At 60.4% G+C, this 18760-nt stretch carries 21 protein-coding genes; 1 reads left to right on the plus strand and 20 read right to left on the minus strand.

The genetic code is table 11. The annotated features are described in order from the left end of the window. Nucleotides 1–89: 89 nt before the first annotated feature. From der to trmJ, 19 genes are all read right to left on the minus strand, one after another. Entirely contained in the window at nt 90–1562 is a 1473-nt protein-coding gene (gene der / locus AC3RCP_RS25850; RefSeq protein ID WP_007929542.1) for a ribosome biogenesis GTPase Der, read from the minus strand. Nucleotides 1563–1701: 139 nt separating this feature from the next. Continuing rightward, on the minus strand, nt 1702–2853 hold the full coding sequence (gene bamB, locus AC3RCP_RS25855; protein WP_009045434.1) for an outer membrane protein assembly factor BamB: 1152 nt from the start codon (nt 2851–2853) through the stop codon (nt 1702–1704). Further along, the gene (locus tag AC3RCP_RS25860; protein WP_492570759.1) at nt 2846–3487 is read right to left on the minus strand and encodes a tetratricopeptide repeat protein; all 642 of its coding nucleotides are present in this window, start codon (nt 3485–3487) and stop codon (nt 2846–2848) included. The genes bamB and AC3RCP_RS25860 overlap by 8 nt, the downstream gene beginning before the upstream one ends. A 40-nt stretch (nt 3488–3527) precedes the next feature. Next, complete coding sequence (gene hisS / locus AC3RCP_RS25865) at nt 3528–4817, minus strand: histidine--tRNA ligase (RefSeq protein ID WP_009045435.1); 1290 nt, start codon at nt 4815–4817, stop codon at nt 3528–3530. A gap of 22 nt (nt 4818–4839) precedes the next feature. After that, nucleotides 4840–5949, minus strand: a complete 1110-nt coding sequence (gene ispG, locus AC3RCP_RS25870) for a flavodoxin-dependent (E)-4-hydroxy-3-methylbut-2-enyl-diphosphate synthase (protein WP_007929536.1) — start codon at nt 5947–5949, stop codon at nt 4840–4842. A gap of 3 nt (nt 5950–5952) precedes the next feature. Continuing rightward, nucleotides 5953–6987, minus strand: coding sequence for a RodZ domain-containing protein (locus AC3RCP_RS25875; protein WP_101338986.1), 1035 nt, complete (start codon nt 6985–6987; stop codon nt 5953–5955). Then, nucleotides 6987–7745, minus strand: a complete 759-nt coding sequence (gene pilW / locus AC3RCP_RS25880) for a type IV pilus biogenesis/stability protein PilW (RefSeq protein WP_007929533.1) — start codon at nt 7743–7745, stop codon at nt 6987–6989. Before pilW ends, AC3RCP_RS25875 begins: the two co-directional genes overlap by 1 nt. Before the next feature lie 12 nt (nt 7746–7757). Next, entirely contained in the window at nt 7758–8906 is a 1149-nt protein-coding gene (gene rlmN, locus AC3RCP_RS25885) for a dual-specificity RNA methyltransferase RlmN (protein WP_007929531.1), read from the minus strand. A 29-nt stretch (nt 8907–8935) separates the two neighbouring features. Then, complete coding sequence (gene ndk / locus AC3RCP_RS25890) at nt 8936–9361, minus strand: nucleoside-diphosphate kinase (RefSeq protein WP_007929529.1); 426 nt, start codon at nt 9359–9361, stop codon at nt 8936–8938. Between the two features lie 94 nt (nt 9362–9455). Continuing rightward, a complete protein-coding gene (gene iscX, locus AC3RCP_RS25895; RefSeq protein WP_007929528.1) occupies nt 9456–9656 on the minus strand; it encodes a Fe-S cluster assembly protein IscX in 201 nt (66 codons plus the stop codon). Between the two features lie 14 nt (nt 9657–9670). After that, nucleotides 9671–10012 (minus strand): ISC system 2Fe-2S type ferredoxin, encoded by a 342-nt coding sequence (fdx, locus tag AC3RCP_RS25900; RefSeq protein WP_007929527.1) that lies wholly within the window; start codon nt 10010–10012, stop codon nt 9671–9673. Between the two features lie 3 nt (nt 10013–10015). Further along, the gene (hscA, locus tag AC3RCP_RS25905) at nt 10016–11878 is read right to left on the minus strand and encodes a Fe-S protein assembly chaperone HscA (RefSeq protein WP_101338987.1); all 1863 of its coding nucleotides are present in this window, start codon (nt 11876–11878) and stop codon (nt 10016–10018) included. A 51-nt stretch (nt 11879–11929) separates the two neighbouring features. Continuing rightward, nucleotides 11930–12451, minus strand: coding sequence for a co-chaperone HscB (gene hscB / locus AC3RCP_RS25910; protein WP_007929525.1), 522 nt, complete (start codon nt 12449–12451; stop codon nt 11930–11932). An 8-nt stretch (nt 12452–12459) separates the two neighbouring features. Continuing rightward, a complete protein-coding gene (iscA, locus tag AC3RCP_RS25915; RefSeq protein ID WP_007929524.1) occupies nt 12460–12783 on the minus strand; it encodes an iron-sulfur cluster assembly protein IscA in 324 nt (107 codons plus the stop codon). A 48-nt stretch (nt 12784–12831) separates the two neighbouring features. Continuing rightward, nucleotides 12832–13218 carry a Fe-S cluster assembly scaffold IscU gene (gene iscU / locus AC3RCP_RS25920; protein ID WP_007929523.1) on the minus strand — a complete coding sequence of 129 codons (387 nt, stop codon included), beginning with the start codon at nt 13216–13218 and terminating at the stop codon, nt 12832–12834. 102 nt (nt 13219–13320) lie between these two features. Next, nucleotides 13321–14535: an IscS subfamily cysteine desulfurase gene (locus AC3RCP_RS25925; protein WP_009045441.1), complete on the minus strand. Its 1215-nt coding sequence runs from the start codon at nt 14533–14535 to the stop codon at nt 13321–13323. Between the two features lie 50 nt (nt 14536–14585). Continuing rightward, nucleotides 14586–15077: a Fe-S cluster assembly transcriptional regulator IscR gene (gene iscR / locus AC3RCP_RS25930; protein ID WP_009045442.1), complete on the minus strand. Its 492-nt coding sequence runs from the start codon at nt 15075–15077 to the stop codon at nt 14586–14588. Between the two features lie 258 nt (nt 15078–15335). Continuing rightward, nucleotides 15336–16112: a serine O-acetyltransferase gene (gene cysE, locus AC3RCP_RS25935; protein ID WP_007929518.1), complete on the minus strand. Its 777-nt coding sequence runs from the start codon at nt 16110–16112 to the stop codon at nt 15336–15338. Continuing rightward, nucleotides 16105–16884: a tRNA (cytosine(32)/uridine(32)-2'-O)-methyltransferase TrmJ gene (trmJ, locus tag AC3RCP_RS25940; RefSeq protein WP_007929516.1), complete on the minus strand. Its 780-nt coding sequence runs from the start codon at nt 16882–16884 to the stop codon at nt 16105–16107. Before trmJ ends, cysE begins: the two co-directional genes overlap by 8 nt. Before the next feature lie 256 nt (nt 16885–17140). Between trmJ and suhB the strand changes: the two genes are divergently transcribed. Continuing rightward, nucleotides 17141–17956 carry a type III secretion system regulator SuhB gene (suhB, locus tag AC3RCP_RS25945; protein ID WP_007929514.1) on the plus strand — a complete coding sequence of 272 codons (816 nt, stop codon included), beginning with the start codon at nt 17141–17143 and terminating at the stop codon, nt 17954–17956. A 146-nt stretch (nt 17957–18102) separates the two neighbouring features. On the opposite strand, the gene AC3RCP_RS25950 is transcribed toward suhB, so the two are convergent. Beyond that, nucleotides 18103–18651 (minus strand): glycine zipper 2TM domain-containing protein, encoded by a 549-nt coding sequence (locus AC3RCP_RS25950; RefSeq protein WP_007929513.1) that lies wholly within the window; start codon nt 18649–18651, stop codon nt 18103–18105. Nucleotides 18652–18760 lie beyond the last annotated feature (109 nt).

Below are 18760 nucleotides of genomic sequence, written 5' to 3' on the forward strand. Positions count from 1 at the left end.
TAGTCGCAGCTACAAGCTGTAAGCCATAAGCTGCAAGCCCTTGCCACTTTTCTACTTGTAGCTTGTGGCTTGCAACTCGAAGCGCTGTGTCAGCGCTTGTCTTTGCGCTTCTTCTCGGCCTTCTTGTGGTGTGTCATCAAACGACGCTTCTTGTTGACCTGACGGTCGGTGAGCGTGTTCTTGTTGCCTTCGTACGGGTTTTCGCCGCCCTTGAATTCGATGCGGATCGGCGTACCGACCAGTTTCAGAACACGCCGGTAGGTGTTTTCCAGGTAGCGCACATAAGACTTCGGCACCTTCTCCACCTGGTTGCCGTGGATCACGATCAGCGGCGGATTGGCACCACCCAGGTGGGCATAACGCAGCTTGATGCGACGGTTGTTGACCATCGGTGGCGCGTGCTCGCTCACGGCGTCTTCGAGAATCTGCGTCAGGCGGCTGGTCGGCCAGCGGGTTACCGCGGACTTGAAGGAGTTCTGCACCGACTGGTAGAGGTTGCCCACGCCAGTACCGTGCAACGCCGAGATGAAGTGGATGTCGGCGAAGTCGACGAAGAACAACCGGCGCTCCAGCTCGGTCTTCACATAGTCACGCTCGCGCGGGTCCATGCCATCCCATTTGTTCAGGGCGATGACCAGCGCCCGGCCTGCTTCCAGGGCAAAGCCCAGCAGGTTCAGGTCGTGATCCACCACGCCTTCGCGGGCGTCCATGACGAAGATCACCACGTTGGCGTCCTTGATCGCCTGCAGGGTCTTGACCACCGAGAACTTTTCAACTTCCTCGTGGATCTTGCCGCGCTTGCGCACACCGGCGGTGTCGATCAGCGTGTACTTCTCTTCGTTACGCTCGAAGGGAATGTAGATACTGTCCCGAGTGGTGCCCGGCTGGTCATAGACGATGACCCGGTCTTCGCCGAGCATGCGGTTGACCAGGGTGGACTTGCCCACGTTCGGCCGACCGATGATGGCGATCTTGATCCCGTCTTTTTCGCTCGGGCCCGGAATGCGCTTGGCTTCCTCGCCTTCGGCTACGACTTCTTCCTCGCCCTCTTCCGGCTCGTCTGCGTCGTCTTTCGGGAACTCGCGCAGGGCGATTTCCAGCATCTGCGTGATACCACGACCGTGAGCACCGGCGATCGGGATCGCGTCGCCCATGCCCAGCGGGGCGAACTCGGCACGCGCCATGTCAGGGTCGATATTGTCGACCTTGTTGGCGATCACGTAAGAGGTCTTGTTACGTTTGCGCAGGTGCTCGCCGATCATCTGGTCGGCCGCAGTGAAACCGGCCTTGGCATCTACCAGGAACAGGACGACATCGGCTTCTTCGATGGCCAGCAGCGACTGCTCGGCCATCTTTTCGTCCATGCCATGCTCGTCACCGGAGATACCGCCGGTGTCGATCAGAATGTAGGTACGCCCTTGCCACTTGGCCTCACCGTATTGGCGATCACGGGTCAGACCGGACAGGTCGCCGACAATGGCGTCGCGAGTCCGAGTCAGGCGGTTGAACAAGGTGGACTTGCCGACGTTCGGTCGGCCCACCAGGGCGATTACGGGAACCATGCGGCTCTCCACTGCGTTAATTCAGAAAATACAAAAGCCGCTGCGAGGCAGCGGCTGGTGCTCGGGGCAGCACATGACGTGCTGCGAACCTTGCCGGGGCAAGGCCGCTTGGGGATCAACCCCAAGCATAGTCAAACCATTACTTGATGGTCAGGGCTTCCAGTTTGCCGCTGTTGCCATACACATAAATCATGTTGCCCACTACCAGAGGACGCGCACGCAGACCATCGCTGTCGATACGCTCACGGCCAACGAAGCGACCGTCAACCTGGCTCAGCAGGTGCAGGTAACCTTCCAGGTCACCGACCGCCACGTAGCTGGAGAAGACTTCCGGGGCCGACAGTTGACGGCGGGCCAGCGAGTCGTTGCTCCACAGCGCAGTGGTGGAACGCTCGTCGATGCTTTCGACGGTGCCGGAGGACAGGCTCACATAGACGCTGCCGAAACCTTGAGCGACACCCGCATAGCTGGAAGCATCGCGCTGCCAGAGCGGACGACCGCTTTCCAGGTCCAGCGCCGCTACGCGACCCTGGTAGCTGGCGACATACAGGGTGCCGCCGGACAACAGCAGGCCACCGTCGATGTCGACCACGCGATCCAGCTCGGAACGACCTTGCGGAATAGCCACGCGCTGTTCCCACACCGGCACGCCGTTGCGGATATCCAGGGCCACCACTTTACCGGTCGACAGACCGGCGACCGCCAGGCGGTTGGTGGTGATTGGCGCACTGGTGCCACGCAGGGTCAGTACCGCCGGGGTGCTGTCGTAGACCCACATCTGGTTGCCGGTGGCGGCATCGAGGCCAATCACACGGTCATCCTGGGTCTGGACCACCACCACATCGCCATTGGTGGACGGCGGAGCCAGTACTTCACTGGTCACCCGCGCGCGCCACTTCTCTTCGCCGCTCGAAGCGTCCAGAGCGACCACTTCGCCCTTGAGGGTACCGATCATGACCAGGCCGTAACCCACGCCAACGGCACCGGACACAGGCAACTCCAGGTCCTGTTTCCATTTGACGTCGCCGTTCATGCGATCCAGTGCCTCTACCACGCCAGTGACGTCGGCGGCGTAGATGGTGCTGCCGTCGATCGCCGGAACCAGCATGTTGTAGGTTTCGCCCTGGCCGTCACCGACCGAACGGCTCCACTGTTTCTGCAGGACCACTTCTTCTTTGAAGTCGACCAGTTCGGCAGGTGGCAATTCTTTCTTGCTGTTGCTGCTGCAACCCGCGGCCAGAACGGCCAGAGCCAGCAATGCTGCATGTTTCCAACGGATCACGTCACGCATCCCCTTTGGCCAGGTCGTCCAGCTTGATTTGTAGGCCACCGACCGCCGCTTCATCGGACAGCGCGGCCTTGGCTTTTTCATACGCAGCATGGGCTTCGTCAGTACGGCCCAATTGGACCAGCAGGTCGCCCTTGAGCTCTTCGCGAGTGGCCAGGAATGCCTTGTCGGCATCGCCTTCGAGCAGCTTCAGCGCTTCGTCAGCCTTGTTCTGCGCGGCCAGGACCTGGGCCAGGCGCTGACGGGCGATTTCGCCCAGCGTCGGGTTGGCCGGCTTGTCGGAGATGGCTTTGAGTTCGGTCGCTGCGTCGTCCAGCTTGCCGGTGTCGACCGCCACCTTGGCGACGAACAGGCTGCCGTATTGCGCGTAGGCAGTACCGCCGAACTCACTGTTGAGCTTGCCGGCCAGGTCTGCAACACGGGCTGCATCCGGCTTGCCGTCAGGCGTCAGCGTGGTCTCCAGCAATTGCTGATAGAGCATCGAGGCGCCTTGCGATTGATTGTTCTGATACTTGTGCCAGGCCTGCCAGCCGAACACGATGACCAGCGCCAACAGGCCGCCGGTGACCAGGGGCTTGCCGTTGCGCTGCCACCAGTCCTTCAAATCCGCCAGCTGTTCATCTTCGGTACTCGACACCCCAATACTCCTTATTCGCTAAATCGGCTGTTTGACAGCTTCAACCCTGCACGACGCAGGTGGCCAGGTGTGCAGCGAGCGCATCCCAGGCAATGCTTTGTTGTTCGCCCTGGCCACGCAGGGGTTTGAAACCTACCACTTGCTGGGCCAGTTCGTCGTCACCGAGGATCAATGCGTACAACGCACCGCTCTTGTCGGCCTTTTTGAACTGGCTCTTGAAGCTGCCGGCGCCGGCGTTGATCTGCAGGCGCAGGTTGGGCAACTGGTCACGAACCCGTTCACTCAACGCCAGAGCAGCCAGTTCGGCGGCTTCCCCGAAGGCGCAGAGGTAAACGTCGACCTGGCGCGAGATCTCTTCCGGGATCTGCTCCAGAGTTTCCAGCAGCAGTACCAGACGCTCGATACCCATGGCAAAACCGACACCCGGGGTAGGCTTGCCGCCCATCTGCTCGACCAGGCCGTCGTAGCGGCCGCCGGCACAGACGGTGCCCTGGGCACCGAGCTTGTCGGTGACCCATTCGAAAACGGTCTTGCTGTAGTAATCCAGCCCGCGCACCAGCTTCGGGTTGATCACATAAGGGATACCGGCGGCATCCAGACGGGCCTTGAGCCCCTCGAAGTGCACGCGGGACTCTTCGTCCAGGTAGTCGGCCAGCTTCGGCGCGTCCACCAGTACGGCTTGAGTGTCCGGGTTCTTGGTGTCGAGCACGCGCAGCGGGTTGGTTTTCAGGCGGCGCTGGCTGTCTTCGTCGAGCTTGTCCATGCGTGCCGAGAGGAACGTCACCAGCGCATCGCGATAACGCGCACGGGCTTCGGCGGTTCCCAGGCTGTTCAGCTCGAGCTTGACCGCGTCACGGATACCCAGTTCGCCCCACAGGCGCCAGGTCAGCACGATCAGTTCGGCGTCGATGTCCGGACCGTCGAGGTTGAAGACTTCGCAACCGATCTGGTGGAACTGACGATAACGGCCTTTCTGCGGACGCTCGTGACGGAACATCGGGCCGATGTACCAGAGTTTCTGCACCTGGCCACCGCCAGTGATGCCATGCTCGAGCACAGCGCGCACGCACGCCGCGGTGCCTTCCGGACGCAGGGTCAGGGAGTCGCCGTTACGGTCGTCGAAGGTGTACATCTCTTTTTCGACGATATCGGTCACCTCACCGATGGAGCGCTTGAACAGCTCGGTGAACTCGACGATCGGCATACGGATCTGCTTGTAACCGTAGTTATCCAGTAACCGCGCAACGGTGCCCTCGAAATAGCGCCACAGGGGCGTCTGCTCGGGCAGGATGTCGTTCATGCCACGAATGGCTTGCAGAGACTTGCTCACAAAAAATCCTTAATTCGTTCGATTAGCCGCGCGCGATCAGCGCTGCGTCGGCTTCGACCTTTTCGGCCGCTTTCTCGCGGATCAGCTTTTCCAGTTGATCCACAAGATTGTCATTCGTCAGTTTCTGCGACGGCTTGCCGTCGATGTAAATCAGGTTCGGCGTCCCGCCGGTCAGGCCGATATGCGCCTCTTTGGCTTCGCCCGGACCGTTGACCACACAACCGATGACCGCCACGTCCAGCGGTACCAGCAAATCCTCGAGACGCCCTTCCAGTTCGTTCATGGTCTTGACCACATCGAAATTCTGCCGCGAGCAGCTCGGGCAGGCGATGAAGTTGATGCCACGGGAACGCAGATGCAGGGACTTGAGAATGTCGTAGCCGACTTTCACTTCTTCGACCGGGTCGGCCGCCAACGAGATGCGAATAGTATCGCCAATCCCTTCGGCCAGCAGCATACCGAGGCCCACGGCGGATTTCACCGTGCCTGAACGCAAACCGCCGGCTTCGGTGATCCCCAGGTGCAGCGGCTGGATGATTTCCTTGGCCAACAGGCGATAGGCCTCGACGGCCATGAATACGTCGGAGGCTTTCACACTGACCTTGAAGTCCTTGAAGTTCAGGCGCTCAAGGTGCTCGACGTGGCGCAGGGCAGACTCCACCAGCGCCGCCGGGGTCGGCTCGCCATATTTCTTCTGCAGGTCCTTTTCCAGGGAACCGGCGTTGACGCCGATACGGATCGGGATCCCGCGATCACGGGCCGCATCCACCACCGCACGCACGCGGTCTTCACGACCGATGTTGCCGGGGTTGATCCGCAAGCAATCGACGCCCAGTTCGGCCACGCGCAAGGCGATCTTGTAGTCGAAGTGGATGTCGGCAACCAGCGGCACCTTGACCTGCTGCTTGATACGGCCGAAAGCTTCGGCCGCGTCCATATCCGGTACGGAAACCCGCACGATATCGACACCGGCGGCTTCCAGACGGTTGATCTGGGCCACAGTGGCCGCCACATCGTTGGTGTCGCTGTTGGTCATGCTCTGCACGGCAATGGGGGCATCGCCACCCACGGGTACCGAGCCGACCCAGATCTTGCGGGACTCGCGACGTTTGATTGGAGATTCGCCGTGCATGACTTATTGACCTAACTTCAGGCGAGCAGTCTCGCCACTGGTGAACGGAGCCACATCGACCGCTTGTCCGTTGTAGCTGACCTGCGCACCACGGGCATAACCCAGGCGCACGGCAAATGGCGGCTTGCCGGAAACATCGGCGGTCTCGCCCTTGCGCTTCAGGCCACTCAACAACACTTTACCGCTGCCGTCGGTGATCTGGGTCCAGCAATCGGCTGTGAACTGGATCTGTACCTGACCCGCGCCGGCTACAGGCGCGGCGGCGGGAGCAGTTGGAACTGCCGGGGCAGCCGGAATAGTCGCTGCTGCGACCACGGGCGCTACAGGGGCAGGCGCGGCCGAAGCGCTCGGCGCTGGTGCCGCCGGTGCCACGACCACTGGAGCAGGAGCAACCGGGGCCGCAGGTGCGGCAGCCGGCGCGCTTGGCGCAGGGGCTGTAGCATCAGCCTGGGTCTGGCCTGGAGCCGGGGTTTCAGGCAGGGCCAGGGCGGTTTCACCCTCGGCCTGACCTTCCACGACCGCCTGGTCTTCCGGCTCGTCGATCGGATGAATCTGCGTGGTGCCGTCGGCCCCTTCGACTTCGACGTGTTCCTGATTGAGGCCAACCAGCTCCTTGGTGCGCACGGACGTTTGATCCTGCCACCAGATAAAACCACCACCGATCACCGCGATCAGCAGCAACAGGCTGACGATGCGCAAAATGGTGTGGGAAACCCGTACTGGCTCTTCGATACGACCGAGGCTGTGCACATTGCTGCCCTGGGAATCGGTGCCCGTGTATTGGTCGAAGGCCTGGACCAGAACGGCCTGGTCCATCCCCAGCAACTTGGCATAGGCACGGATATAACCGCGGGCGAAGGTATGCCCCGGCAGTTTGTCGAAAGCGCCGGCTTCCAGATTGCTCAACGAGTTTGCGGTCAGATTGAGCTTGAGGGCCACTTCAGCCAGCGACCAACCATTGCTTTCGCGGGCCTGACGCAGGGTCTCACCGGGGTTGACGCGAGTCGCTGCTAGAACTTCGGGATGCGCCGCTTTCATCATTGCTCCGACAGGTATTGCTGATATTCCGGCGTACCGGGATAGAGTCGTTTTAATTGCAGGCCGTAACTGGCGGCCTTGTCGCGATCTTCAAACACCGTTGCCAGCCGAACGCCGAGCAATAGACTACGTGCATTTTGCTCGCTCAGCAGGCTAAAACGATCGTAATAGTCGCGTGCGGGCACATAATGCCTATCTTCGAAGGACAACTCAGCCATTTCCAGCAATGCGCGAGGCTGCTGGCGGTTCAGGCGCAGGGCTTTTTCCAGCTGTTGCCGGGCCAGGTCACGCTCACCCAGCATCGCGGCGGTCATGCCAAGGTTCTCGAACACTCGGGATCGCTCGGGGTACAGGGTATCAGCAGCCGCCTGTTCAAAGCGCTGATAAGCATCTTTGTAACGTTTTTCTTCAAAGAGAAAGCTGCCGTAGTTGTTCAGGATACGGGCATCGGAGGGACGCGCAGCCAGGGCCTTGCGGTAATGCTGGTCAGCCAGCTCGGGTTCCATTTCGGCCTGGAACACCAAGGCCAGAGCGGCATTGGCGTCAGCATCGGACTCGTCCAGCTCCAGGGCCTTTTTCAGCGGCACTTTCGCCCGTTCGGTCATGCCTTGTTGCAGATACCCCAGGCCCAGCTGAACATAGGCCTCACGCGCCTCGTCCCGCCCCTTGCTTGTCTTCATCGGGTTGAAATCCCCCGAAAGAACACAGCCAGCCGACAGGCTGACAAAAAGCAGAAGCAGCGCGACGCGCAAGGTCATGGAGATCCTCTCTCAGGTACGATTCGCAGCGCTTTGCGGCATATCGGCGTCGGCGCTCAACTCGCGCACGGCGATATAACGTTCGCTACGACGGGTGCGATCCAGCACCTGCCCGACCAGTTGTCCACAGGCCGCATCGATGTCTTCGCCGCGCGTGGTGCGCACAGTGACGTTGAAGCCTGCGTGATGCAGTTGATCCTGGAACCGGCGAATGGCGTTGTTGCTCGGCCGCTCGTAACCGGAATGCGGGAACGGGTTGAACGGGATCAGGTTGATCTTGCAAGGAATGTCCTTGAGCAACGCGATCATCTCGACAGCGTGTTCAACCTTATCATTGACGTCCTTGAGCAGCGTGTACTCAATCGTCAGCACACGTTTCTCGCCCAGCGACGACATGTAGCGCTGGCAGGACTCGAGCAACATCTTCAGCGGGTACTTCTTGTTGATCGGTACCAGCTGGTTGCGCAGCGCATCGTTCGGTGCGTGCAGGGACAACGCCAGGGAAACGTCGATGTGCTTGGCCAACTCATCGATCATCGGTACCACGCCGGAGGTCGACAGGGTCACGCGGCGCTTGGAAATGCCGTAGCCCAGGTCGTCCATCATCAGGTGCATGGCCGAGATGACGTTGTCGAAGTTCAGCAGCGGCTCACCCATGCCCATCATCACCACGTTGGTGATGGCACGGTCGACGGTCGCCGGGACGCTGCCAAAGGATTTGTTGGCAATCCACACCTGGCCGATGACTTCGGCGGCGGTGAGGTTGCTATTGAAGCCTTGCTTGCCGGTGGAGCAGAAACTGCAGTCCAGGGCACAGCCTGCCTGGGACGAAACGCACAAGGTGCCGCGTTTGCCCTGGGGAATGTAAACGGTCTCGACACAGCTGCCGGACGCCACGCGCACCACCCACTTGCGGGTGCCATCGCTGGAGATGTCCTCGCTGACCACTTCCGGACCACGAATTTCGGCAACGGCCTTGAGCTTTTCGCGCAAGGCCTTGCCGACGTTCGTCATGGCGTCGAAATCATCGACGCCAAAGTGGTGAATCCATTTCATTACCTGACCGGCACGGAAACGCTTCTCCCCGATTGAGTCGAAGAATTTTTCCATTTCCGGTTGAGTCAGACCCAACAGGTTAGTTTTGCCAGTCGATGTAGTCATGGTTTCACCTTCACTCACGGGCCTTTGGCTTAGCGAGTGGTCACTTCGGTGGAAGCGAAGAAGTAAGCGATTTCGCGGGCAGCAGCGGCTTCGGAGTCCGAACCGTGAACGGCGTTGGCGTCGATGGATTCAGCGAAGTCAGCGCGGATGGTGCCGGCAGCAGCTTCTTTAGGGTTGGTAGCGCCCATCAGCTCACGGTTCAGAGCGATAGCGTTTTCGCCTTCCAGAACCTGAACGACAACCGGACCGGAAGTCATGAAAGCAACCAGCTCGCCGAAGAAGCCACGAGCGCTGTGCTCAGCGTAGAAGCCTTCAGCTTCGGCTTTGGACAGTTGCTTCATTTTCGAAGCTACAACGCGCAGGCCAGCTTTTTCGAAACGGGTAACGATCTCGCCGATGACGTTTTTTGCAACAGCGTCAGGCTTGATGATGGAGAAAGTACGTTGAACAGCCATGGTGTAACTCCAGAAACGGTGATTAAAGCGAAAAATTAAACCCGCGAATTATACGCGGGTTTATAGGGATTGCCTAACTGCGTACGGGACAGACTCAGTCTGCTTCTTCGATCCAGGCGGCCTGAATGGCTTCAAGAACCTTCTCGCCACCGCGAGCCGGATCGTCGCTGAATTCCGGCAGCGCCAGAACCCATTGGTGCAGATCGACAAAGTTTACGTACCGCGGATCCACATCCGGCTTGGATTCAGCCAGCTGGATCGCGATTTCCAGCACATCAACCCATTTCAGACTCATGATGATTCCTTGAATCAGTGCGGCGCTTCGGCTGCATGGTTGAGCGAGTATTTCGGAATTTCGACGGTCAGGTCTTCCTCGCCGACGATCGCCTGGCAGGATAGACGCGATTGCGCCTCCAGACCCCAGGCTTTGTCCAGCAAGTCTTCTTCCAGCTCGTCGGCTTCGTTCAGCGAGTCGAAACCCTCGCGAATGATGCAATGGCAGGTGGTGCAGGCGCAGACGCCGCCGCAGGCGCTCTCGATCTCGATGTGGTTGTCATGCGCCACTTCGAGAATCGAGGTACCCGGGGCAGCCTCTACAACCAGGCCATCCGGGCAAAACACGGCGTGTGGCAGAAAAATGATCTGCGGCATCAGTTATTCCTCGATTTCATTCAGATTGCGCCCCGCCAGAGCGGCTTTCACCGTCGAGTCCAGGCGGCGGGCAGCAAAAGCATCGGTCACTTGCGACAGACGCTTGGTCTGCTGCTCGATGGCGTAACCATCGGTGCCACGCATCAATTCACTCAATTCCTGCATTTGCAGCTCGATGACCATGCGCTCTTCGGCATCCAGCAGACGCTCGCCGTCCGCCTCCAGAGCGCCCTGCACCGCCTCGATCAGGCGCTGGGCATCGACCTGCTGCTCACGCAGCACGCGGGCGACCTTGTCGTCGCTGGCGTACTGGAAGGAATCCTTGAGCATCCTGGCGATTTCGCCATCGGTCAGACCGTAGGAGGGCTTGACCTGAATGCTGGCTTCGACGCCCGAGCCCAGCTCGCGAGCGGACACGCTCAGCAGACCGTCGGCATCGACCTGGAAGGTCACGCGGATCTTCGCTGCCCCGGCGACCATGGCCGGAATGCCGCGCAGTTCGAAACGCGCCAGGGAACGGCAGTCGCTGATCAGCTCGCGCTCGCCCTGCAGCACATGAATCATCATGGCCGACTGGCCATCTTTGTAAGTGGTGAAGTCCTGGGCCCGGGCAACGGGGATGGTGGTGTTGCGCGGAATCACCTTCTCCATCAACCCCCCCATGGTTTCCAGCCCCAGGGACAGCGGAATCACATCAAGCAGCAGCAGTTCGCCACCATCGCGCTTGTTACCGGCCAGGGTATCGGCCTGGATCGCGGCACCAATGGCCACCACCTGGTCCGGGTCGATCTCGGTCAGCGGCTGGCGACCGAACATTTCGGCGACCGCCTCGCGAACCCGTGGAACGCGGGTCGAACCACCGACCATGACCACTGCCTGGACATCTTCCAGCTCGACATTGGAATCACGCACGGCACGACGGCAGGCCTTGAGGCTGCGCGCCACCATCGGTTCGATCAGGGCATCGAAGACTTCGCGGGTCAGCGGTGCCGACCAGGCGCCATAGGTCACATCGACCGACGGGGCATTGGTGAGCGCTTCCTTGGCGGCACAGGCGATTTGCAGCAGATTACGCTGCTTGCCCGGATCGAGATCGGCGGACAGGCCGGCGCTCTCGATGATCCAGCCGGCGATCGCATGATCGAAATCATCACCGCCCAGGGCGCTGTCGCCACCGGTGGCCAGCACTTCGAAGACACCGCCGGTCAGGCGCAGAATGGAAATATCGAAAGTCCCGCCACCCAAGTCATAAATGGCCACCACGCCTTCGGCGTGTTGATCCAGACCATAGGCCACGGCCGCCGCGGTCGGCTCGTTGAGCAGACGCAACACATTGAGACCGGCCAGCTTGGCCGCATCCTTGGTCGCTTGACGCTGCGCATCGTCGAAATAGGCCGGAACGGTGATCACCGCCCCCACCAGCTCACCGCCCAGGGTCGACTCGGCGCGCTGGCGCAGGACCTTAAGGATATCGGCGGAGACTTCCACCGGGCTTTTCGGGCCCTGGATGGTGTCGATGAACGGCATGTGCGACTCGCCGTCGACGAAGCGGTATGGCAACTGCTCGCCCAACTGCTTGACGTCGGACAGACCACGCCCCATCAAGCGCTTGACCGACAACACAGTGTTCAGGGGATCGGCAGACGCCGCCAGCCTGGCGGACTCGCCCACCTCGACACGATCAGCGTGATAGCGCACGGCAGACGGCAGGATGACCTGCCCGTTGGCATCGGCCAGCGGCTCGGAAAGACCACTGCGCAAGGCAGCGACCAGCGAATTGGTAGTACCCAAGTCGATCCCCACAGCCAGGCGACGCTGGTGTGGTTGAGGACTTTGGCCGGGTTCAGCGATCTGCAGTAGGGCCATGTTTATCTGGACTTATCTGTATATCAGGCGTGCGACCGGAGCGGCACTGGGTTAATCGTCGAGGCGCTCTTCTAACTGGCGCACTTCGTAGGTGAGCTTGTCGAGGAACTGCATGCGCCGCATCAGGCGCTCGGCCTGTTCGCGTTGCGCAGCATCATCCCAACAGGCTGCGAAGCTTTCGTTCAATTCATCCTGGGCCACTTTCAGGCGGCGCTTGAAAGCTGCGATACCGGCCAGATCGGCCTCGTCCTGCAGATCCTCGAGCTCTTCGCGCCACTGCATCTGCTGCAGAAGGAACTCCGGATCGTGCACCGTGACCTCCAGCGGCAGCTCATGGCCGCCCATCGCGAGCAGGTATCGCGCGCGCTTGGGAGGACTCTTGAGAGTCTGGTAGGCCTCGTTGAGGCTGGCGGATTGTTCCAGCGCCAGCCGCTGCTCACGCTCGGAAGCGTCAGCGAAGCGGTCCGGATGAACGGCACGCGCCAACTCACGGTAGCGCGTGGCCAGCTGCTCGAGATCCAGGCGGAAGCTCGGCTGCAGCTCAAATAAAGCGAAATGACAAGGAGTACCCACGAGCAGCCTCAGATGTTGAAGCTTTCGCCGCAGCCACATTCACCGCGCACGTTGGGGTTGTTGAACTTGAAGCCCTCGTTCAACCCTTCCTTGACGAAGTCCAGTTCGGTGCCATCCAGGTAGGTCAGGCTTTTCGGATCAATGATCACTTTCTCGCCATGACTCTCGAACACCTGATCGTCTTCACCGATCTCGTCGACGAACTCCAGGACATAGGCAAGGCCGGAACAGCCCGTGGTGCGAACACCCAGACGAATCCCATCACCTTTGCCGCGCCCGTTGAGGGAGCGCCGCACGTGTTGAGCAGCCGCTTCTGTCATGCTGATAGCCATCGTGACTCCTTACTTGTCGCTCAATCTGTGAAAGCTGATCCGCAAAAATCAGATCAGGCCTTTCTTCTGCTTGTAATCGCGAACGGCGGCCTTGATGGCGTCTTCGGCGAGTACCGAGCAGTGGATTTTCACTGGCGGCAGGGCCAGCTCTTCAGCCAGCTGAGTGTTCTTGATGGTCTCTGCTTCATCCAGAGTCTTGCCTTTCATCCACTCGGTAGCCAGGGAGCTGGAGGCGATCGCCGAGCCGCAACCGTAGGTCTTGAACTTGGCGTCTTCGATGATGCCCTGCTCGTTGACCTTGATCTGCAGGCGCATCACGTCGCCGCACGCCGGAGCGCCGACCATGCCGGTGCCGACATCAGGATCTTCCGCGTTCATCTTGCCGACGTTGCGCGGGTTCTCGTAGTGGTCGATGACCTTTTCGCTGTAAGCCATGATTCTTAATCCTCACTCATCAGGGCCGCTCTTGAGCCCCTGTAGTTACGCCTGCGTCAGTCGCCGCGTCGCTACAGGAGCTGTACCTGGCGGCTTCTATATTTAGTGTGCCGCCCACTCGATCTTCGAGATATCGACGCCGTCTTTGTACATGTCCCACAGCGGCGACAGAGCGCGCAGCTTGGTCACGGCCTCGCAGACTTTCTGCGCGGCGTAATCGATTTCTTCTTCGGTGGTGAAGCGGCCGAAGGTGAAGCGGATCGAGCTGTGTGCCAGTTCGTCGTTGCGGCCCAGGGCGCGCAGTACGTACGAAGGCTCCAGCGAAGCCGAAGTGCAGGCCGAACCGGAGGAAACCGCCAGGTCCTTGAGCGCCATGATCAGCGACTCGCCTTCGACGTAGTTGAAGCTCAGGTTCAGGTTGTGCGGTACGCGGGAGGTCATGCTGCCGTTGATGTACAGCTCTTCCAGGTGCTCGACCTGCTTGTAGAAACGGTCGCTCAACGCCTTGATGCGCAGGTTTTCGGCAGCCATGTCTTCCTTGGCTACACGGAAGGCTTCGCCCATGCCAACGATCTGGTGGGTGGCCAGGGTGCCGGAACGCATGCCGCGCTCGTGACCGCCGCCGTGCATGGTCGCTTCGAGGCGAACCCGCGGCTTGCGGCTGACGTACAGCGCGCCGATACCTTTAGGACCGTAGGTCTTGTGGGCGGAGAAGGACATCAGGTCGACTTTCAGCGCCTGCAGGTCGATGTCGACCTTGCCGGTGGACTGAGCCGCATCGACGTGGAACAGAATGCCTTTGGAACGAGTCAGCTCGCCGATGGCGGCGATGTCGTTGATGGTGCCGATTTCGTTGTTCACGTGCATGATCGAAACCAGGATGGTGTCGTCGCGCAGGGCGGCTTCAACCATGGCCGGAGTGATCAGGCCGTCTTCGCCCGGCTCGATGTAGGTGACTTCGAAGCCTTCACGCTCGAGTTGGCGCATGGTGTCCAGGACAGCCTTGTGCTCGATCTTCGAGGTGATCAGGTGCTTGCCCTTGGTGTGATAGAAATGCGCGACACCCTTGATTGCCAGGTTGTCGGACTCGGTGGCACCGGAGGTCCAGACAATTTCACGCGGGTCGGCATTGACCAGGTCAGCCACTTGGCGACGGGCATTTTCCACCGACTCTTCGGCTTTCCAGCCGAACACGTGGGAGCGGGACGCCGGGTTACCGAAGTTTCCGTCGACCAGCAGGCATTCACTCATCTTTTGCGCGACACGCGGATCAACCGGGGTGGTCGCTGAGTAATCAAGGTAAATCGGCAATTTCATGGACTCTCTCCTAAATCAGGCTGGCTGACGTGCCGCTAGCTCTTTGGCTGTCATTCGACGGCGGACGCTTCAATCTTGTCCAGGTGCTGCGCCTTGCCATTACAGCGGCGCTGATCCTGACGCTGGGCTACTTCTTGCACCTCACGGCGAGTCACAAGGTCAGCCAAGCTGATACCGCTCAGAAATTCGTGAATCTGCAGGCTCAGATCGCACCACAGGTGGTGGGTCAGACAGGTGTCGCCGGAATGGCAATCGCCCTGGCCCTGGCATTTGGTTGCATCGACCGACTCGTTCACCGCATCGATCACCTGGGCCACCTGAATGCCTTGCATGTCACGCGACAGCTGGTAGCCACCGCCTGGACCACGCACGCTGGACACCAGATTGCTGCGGCGCAGCTTGGCGAAGAGCTGTTCGAGATAGGACAGGGAGATGCCTTGGCGCTCAGAGATATCGGCCAGGGACACCGGCCCATGTTGCGCGTGCAACGCCAAGTCAAGCATGGCTGTTACCGCGTATCGGCCTTTTGTAGTCAGTCGCATGGACAAGTACCACGGAGTGTTTCGGGATGGGAGCGAGTATGCAATTCCCGAGTAATTAAGTCAACTATAAGACCTACTACTTTAGTCAGGTTTACCCGCAAAAGAGCGCGCGAATCATAGCAAAGTCTGCAGGGTAATGGCACGCCCTGGATTTGCTCGGTGACTAATGGGTCGCCAACGCTCTTTTGGACGTTGCGCGAGCAGGCTCACTTCGACAAAGCAAGCCAGCTCGCGATCAACGCCAAAGCCCCGAAAGGCTCAGCCAACCTGGCTGTCGCCCTTGTCCTTGACGCCCGCAAAGTCCTCATCGCGCAGCGCCGGCAGATCCTTGGCACAGTAGTTACTGCCCAGATCCTTCAAGGCCCCGCACATCCCCTCCAGACGCCCATCGACAGCCTGCAGATGATCGAGCAACTGGCCAATGGCCCGCGCCACCGGGTCCGGCATGTCTTCACTGACCCCATAGGCGTCGAAACCGAGCTTCTCGGCCATGGCCTTGCGCTTGGCTTCCTGCTCGTCATCAGACTTGACGATGATGCGCCCGGGAATACCCACCACCGTGGCGCCAGCCGGCACCGCCTTGGTCACCACCGCATTGGAGCCGACCTTGGCGCCCGCCCCTACAGTGAACGGCCCCAGCACCTTGGCGCCCGCCCCCACCACCACGCCATCCTCCAGGGTCGGATGACGCTTGCCCTTGTTCCAACTGGTGCCGCCCAAGGTCACACCTTGATAGAGGGTGACGTCGTCACCGATCTCGGCGGTCTCGCCAATGACGATGCCCATGCCGTGGTCGATAAAGAAACGGCGACCGACCTTGGCCCCCGGGTGAATCTCGATCCCGGTCAACCAGCGCCCGAAGTTCGACACCAGGCGCGCCAGCCACTTCCAACCCATGCCCCACAACGCGCCGGACAGGCGATGAATCCAGATGGCGTGCATGCCCGGGTAGCAGGTCAGGACCTCGAACGCATTACGCGCCGCCGGGTCACGATGGAAAACACTCTGGATATCTTCACGCAAACGCTCAAACATCATCATTCTTCCGCTTCAGGAGCTCGCCACGGGCCGCTTTCTGGGTCTCCGTGAGGATGCCACGCAAAATATTCATTTCCGCCCGGCTCACCGAGCTGCGTCCGTACAACCGGCGCAGGCGCGCCATCAAGTGCCGTGGCTTTTCCGGATCGAGGAAGTCGATGGCCACCAGCGTCTGCTCCAGATGCTCGTAGAACCGCTCCAGTTCATCCATGGTCGCCAGCTCATCACTGCGCGGCGACGCCACTTCATCCTTCTCGACCTTGCTCGGCTGACCTTCGGCCGCCAGCCAGGACATACGCACTTCATAAGCCAGTACCTGCACCGCCGTCGCCAGGTTCAGCGAGCTGAACTCCGGGTCCGAAGGGATATGCACGTGAAAATGACATCGCTGCAGCTCGTCATTGGTCAGGCCGGAATCCTCACGACCGAAGACCAAGGCAATTTCGGCACCCTGCCCTGCCTCCTGCACCACCTTGACCCCGGACTCCCGGGGATCGAGCAACGGCCAGGGAATACGCCGGTCACGGGCGCTGGTGCCAAACACCAGGGTGCAGCCGGCCAGGGCATCTTCCAGGGTGGCGACCACCTGAGCGTTTTCCAGAATGTCGGTAGCGCCGGAAGCCCGCGCATCGGCCTCATGGGAAGGGAAAATTCGCGGCTCGACCAGCACCAGCCGCGACAGCCCCATGTTCTTCATGGCACGCGCAGCCCCGCCGATGTTTCCGGGATGACTGGTATTGACCAGGACGACACGAATGTTCTGCAGCAAGGGAGGCGCTCTCGGACACGGGAAAGGGGAGCAAATCTTACAGAACAGCCAGCGCTCCCGCCTCAAAAATAACTGCTCCTGGATCGCACCTTATAGAAGCCGACCAGCTCCAGACGAACCACCACTCGTCAAAATGTCCGCGTATTTATGGGCTTGAGCGGCAGGTCAAGGCAAGCGGAGCGAATGTCGACCTTCATCTGCAAAAGTTTTCTGCTAGAATGCTCGGCTTTCTTTAACAACCTTAGGTGACCTATCCATGCAGCCAATGCTGAATATCGCGCTGCGCGCCGCCCGCAGCGCCAGTGAACTGATTTTCCGCTCCATCGAGCGCCTGGATACCATCAAGGTCGACGAAAAAGACGCCAAAGACTACGTATCCGAAGTTGATCGCGCTGCCGAGCAGAAGATCATCGACGCATTGCGCAAAGCCTACCCGACTCACGGCATTCTCGGCGAAGAAACCGGCCTGCACGCTGGCAGCGGCGAAGGCGAAGACTATCTGTGGATCATCGACCCGCTGGACGGCACCACCAACTTCCTGCGCGGCATTCCTCATTTCGCTGTCAGCATCGCCTGCAAATACCGTGGCCGCCTGGAACACGCCGTGGTCCTGGACCCGGTGCGCCAGGAAGAATTCACCGCCAGCCGTGGTCGCGGCGCCCAACTGAACGGTCGTCGCCTGCGCGTCAGCGGCCGCACCAGCCTGGACGGCGCCCTGCTGGGTACCGGCTTCCCGTTCCGTGACGACCAGATGGACAACCTCGACAACTACCTGGGCATGTTCCGCGCCCTGGTCGGCCAGACCGCCGGCATCCGCCGTGCCGGTGCTGCCAGCCTGGACCTGGCCTACGTGGCTGCCGGTCGTTTCGACGCCTTCTGGGAGTCGGGCCTGTCCGAGTGGGACATGGCTGCGGGCGCCCTGCTGATCCAAGAAGCCGGCGGCCTGGTGAGCGACTTCACCGGCGGTCACGACTTCCTGGAAAAAGGCCACGTGGTTGCCGGCAACACCAAATGCTTCAAGGCGGTCCTCACCGCCATCCAGCCGCACCTGCCGGCTTCGCTGAAGCGCTAAGCGCCAGCGACAAAAAAGCACCCCTCGGGGTGCTTTTTTTATGCCTGGGGTTTATCGGAAAACAACTCTCCCTGTAGAAGCCTCAAAAACCTGCAGGCAATAAAAAAGCACCCCGCAGGGTGCTTTTTCATGATGACACTGGATGCTTATTGCACCGGCTGGTTCTGGCCCAGGATCAACTGACCTTCCTTGTTGACCGGAATCTGGCTACCTGGATCACGATCCATACGCACCTGGCCCTGCTTGCCGTTCAGCTCATACTTCACGTCATAACCCACGACCTTTTCACTGATGTCGTTGACCGTGTTGCAGCGAGTCTGAGTGGTGGTGTAGGTGTCACGCTCCTGCATGCCTTCCTGCACCTTGTTACCCGCGTAACCACCGCCGACCGCACCGGCGACCGTGGCGATCTTCTTGCCTGTACCGCCGCCGATCTGGTTACCCAGAAGGCCACCGGCCAGCGCACCGACCACCGTACCGGCGATCTGATGTTGATCCTTCACCGGAGCCTGACGGGTCACGGTGACGTCCTTGCACACTTCACGCGGTGTTTTGATCTGTTGTTTGACCGGCTGAACTGCCAGCACCTGCGCATACTCAGGGCCACTATTGACCAGCTTGTAGGTGGCAACAGCCCCCCCAGCAGTCACAGCGACGGCACCTAATACCGCACCAACCAGCATCGACTTGTTCACGTGAACCTCCTGACCATCACAAGCGGGACAAGCCCGCGCTTCTCCCAGCCTTGGAGCATAAAAAAAGGCGCGAGTTCAATACTCGCGCCTTTTCGACTGCTTGCCGGGA

It is taken from the genome of Pseudomonas sp. GW822-FHT05A08, assembly GCF_058800485.1.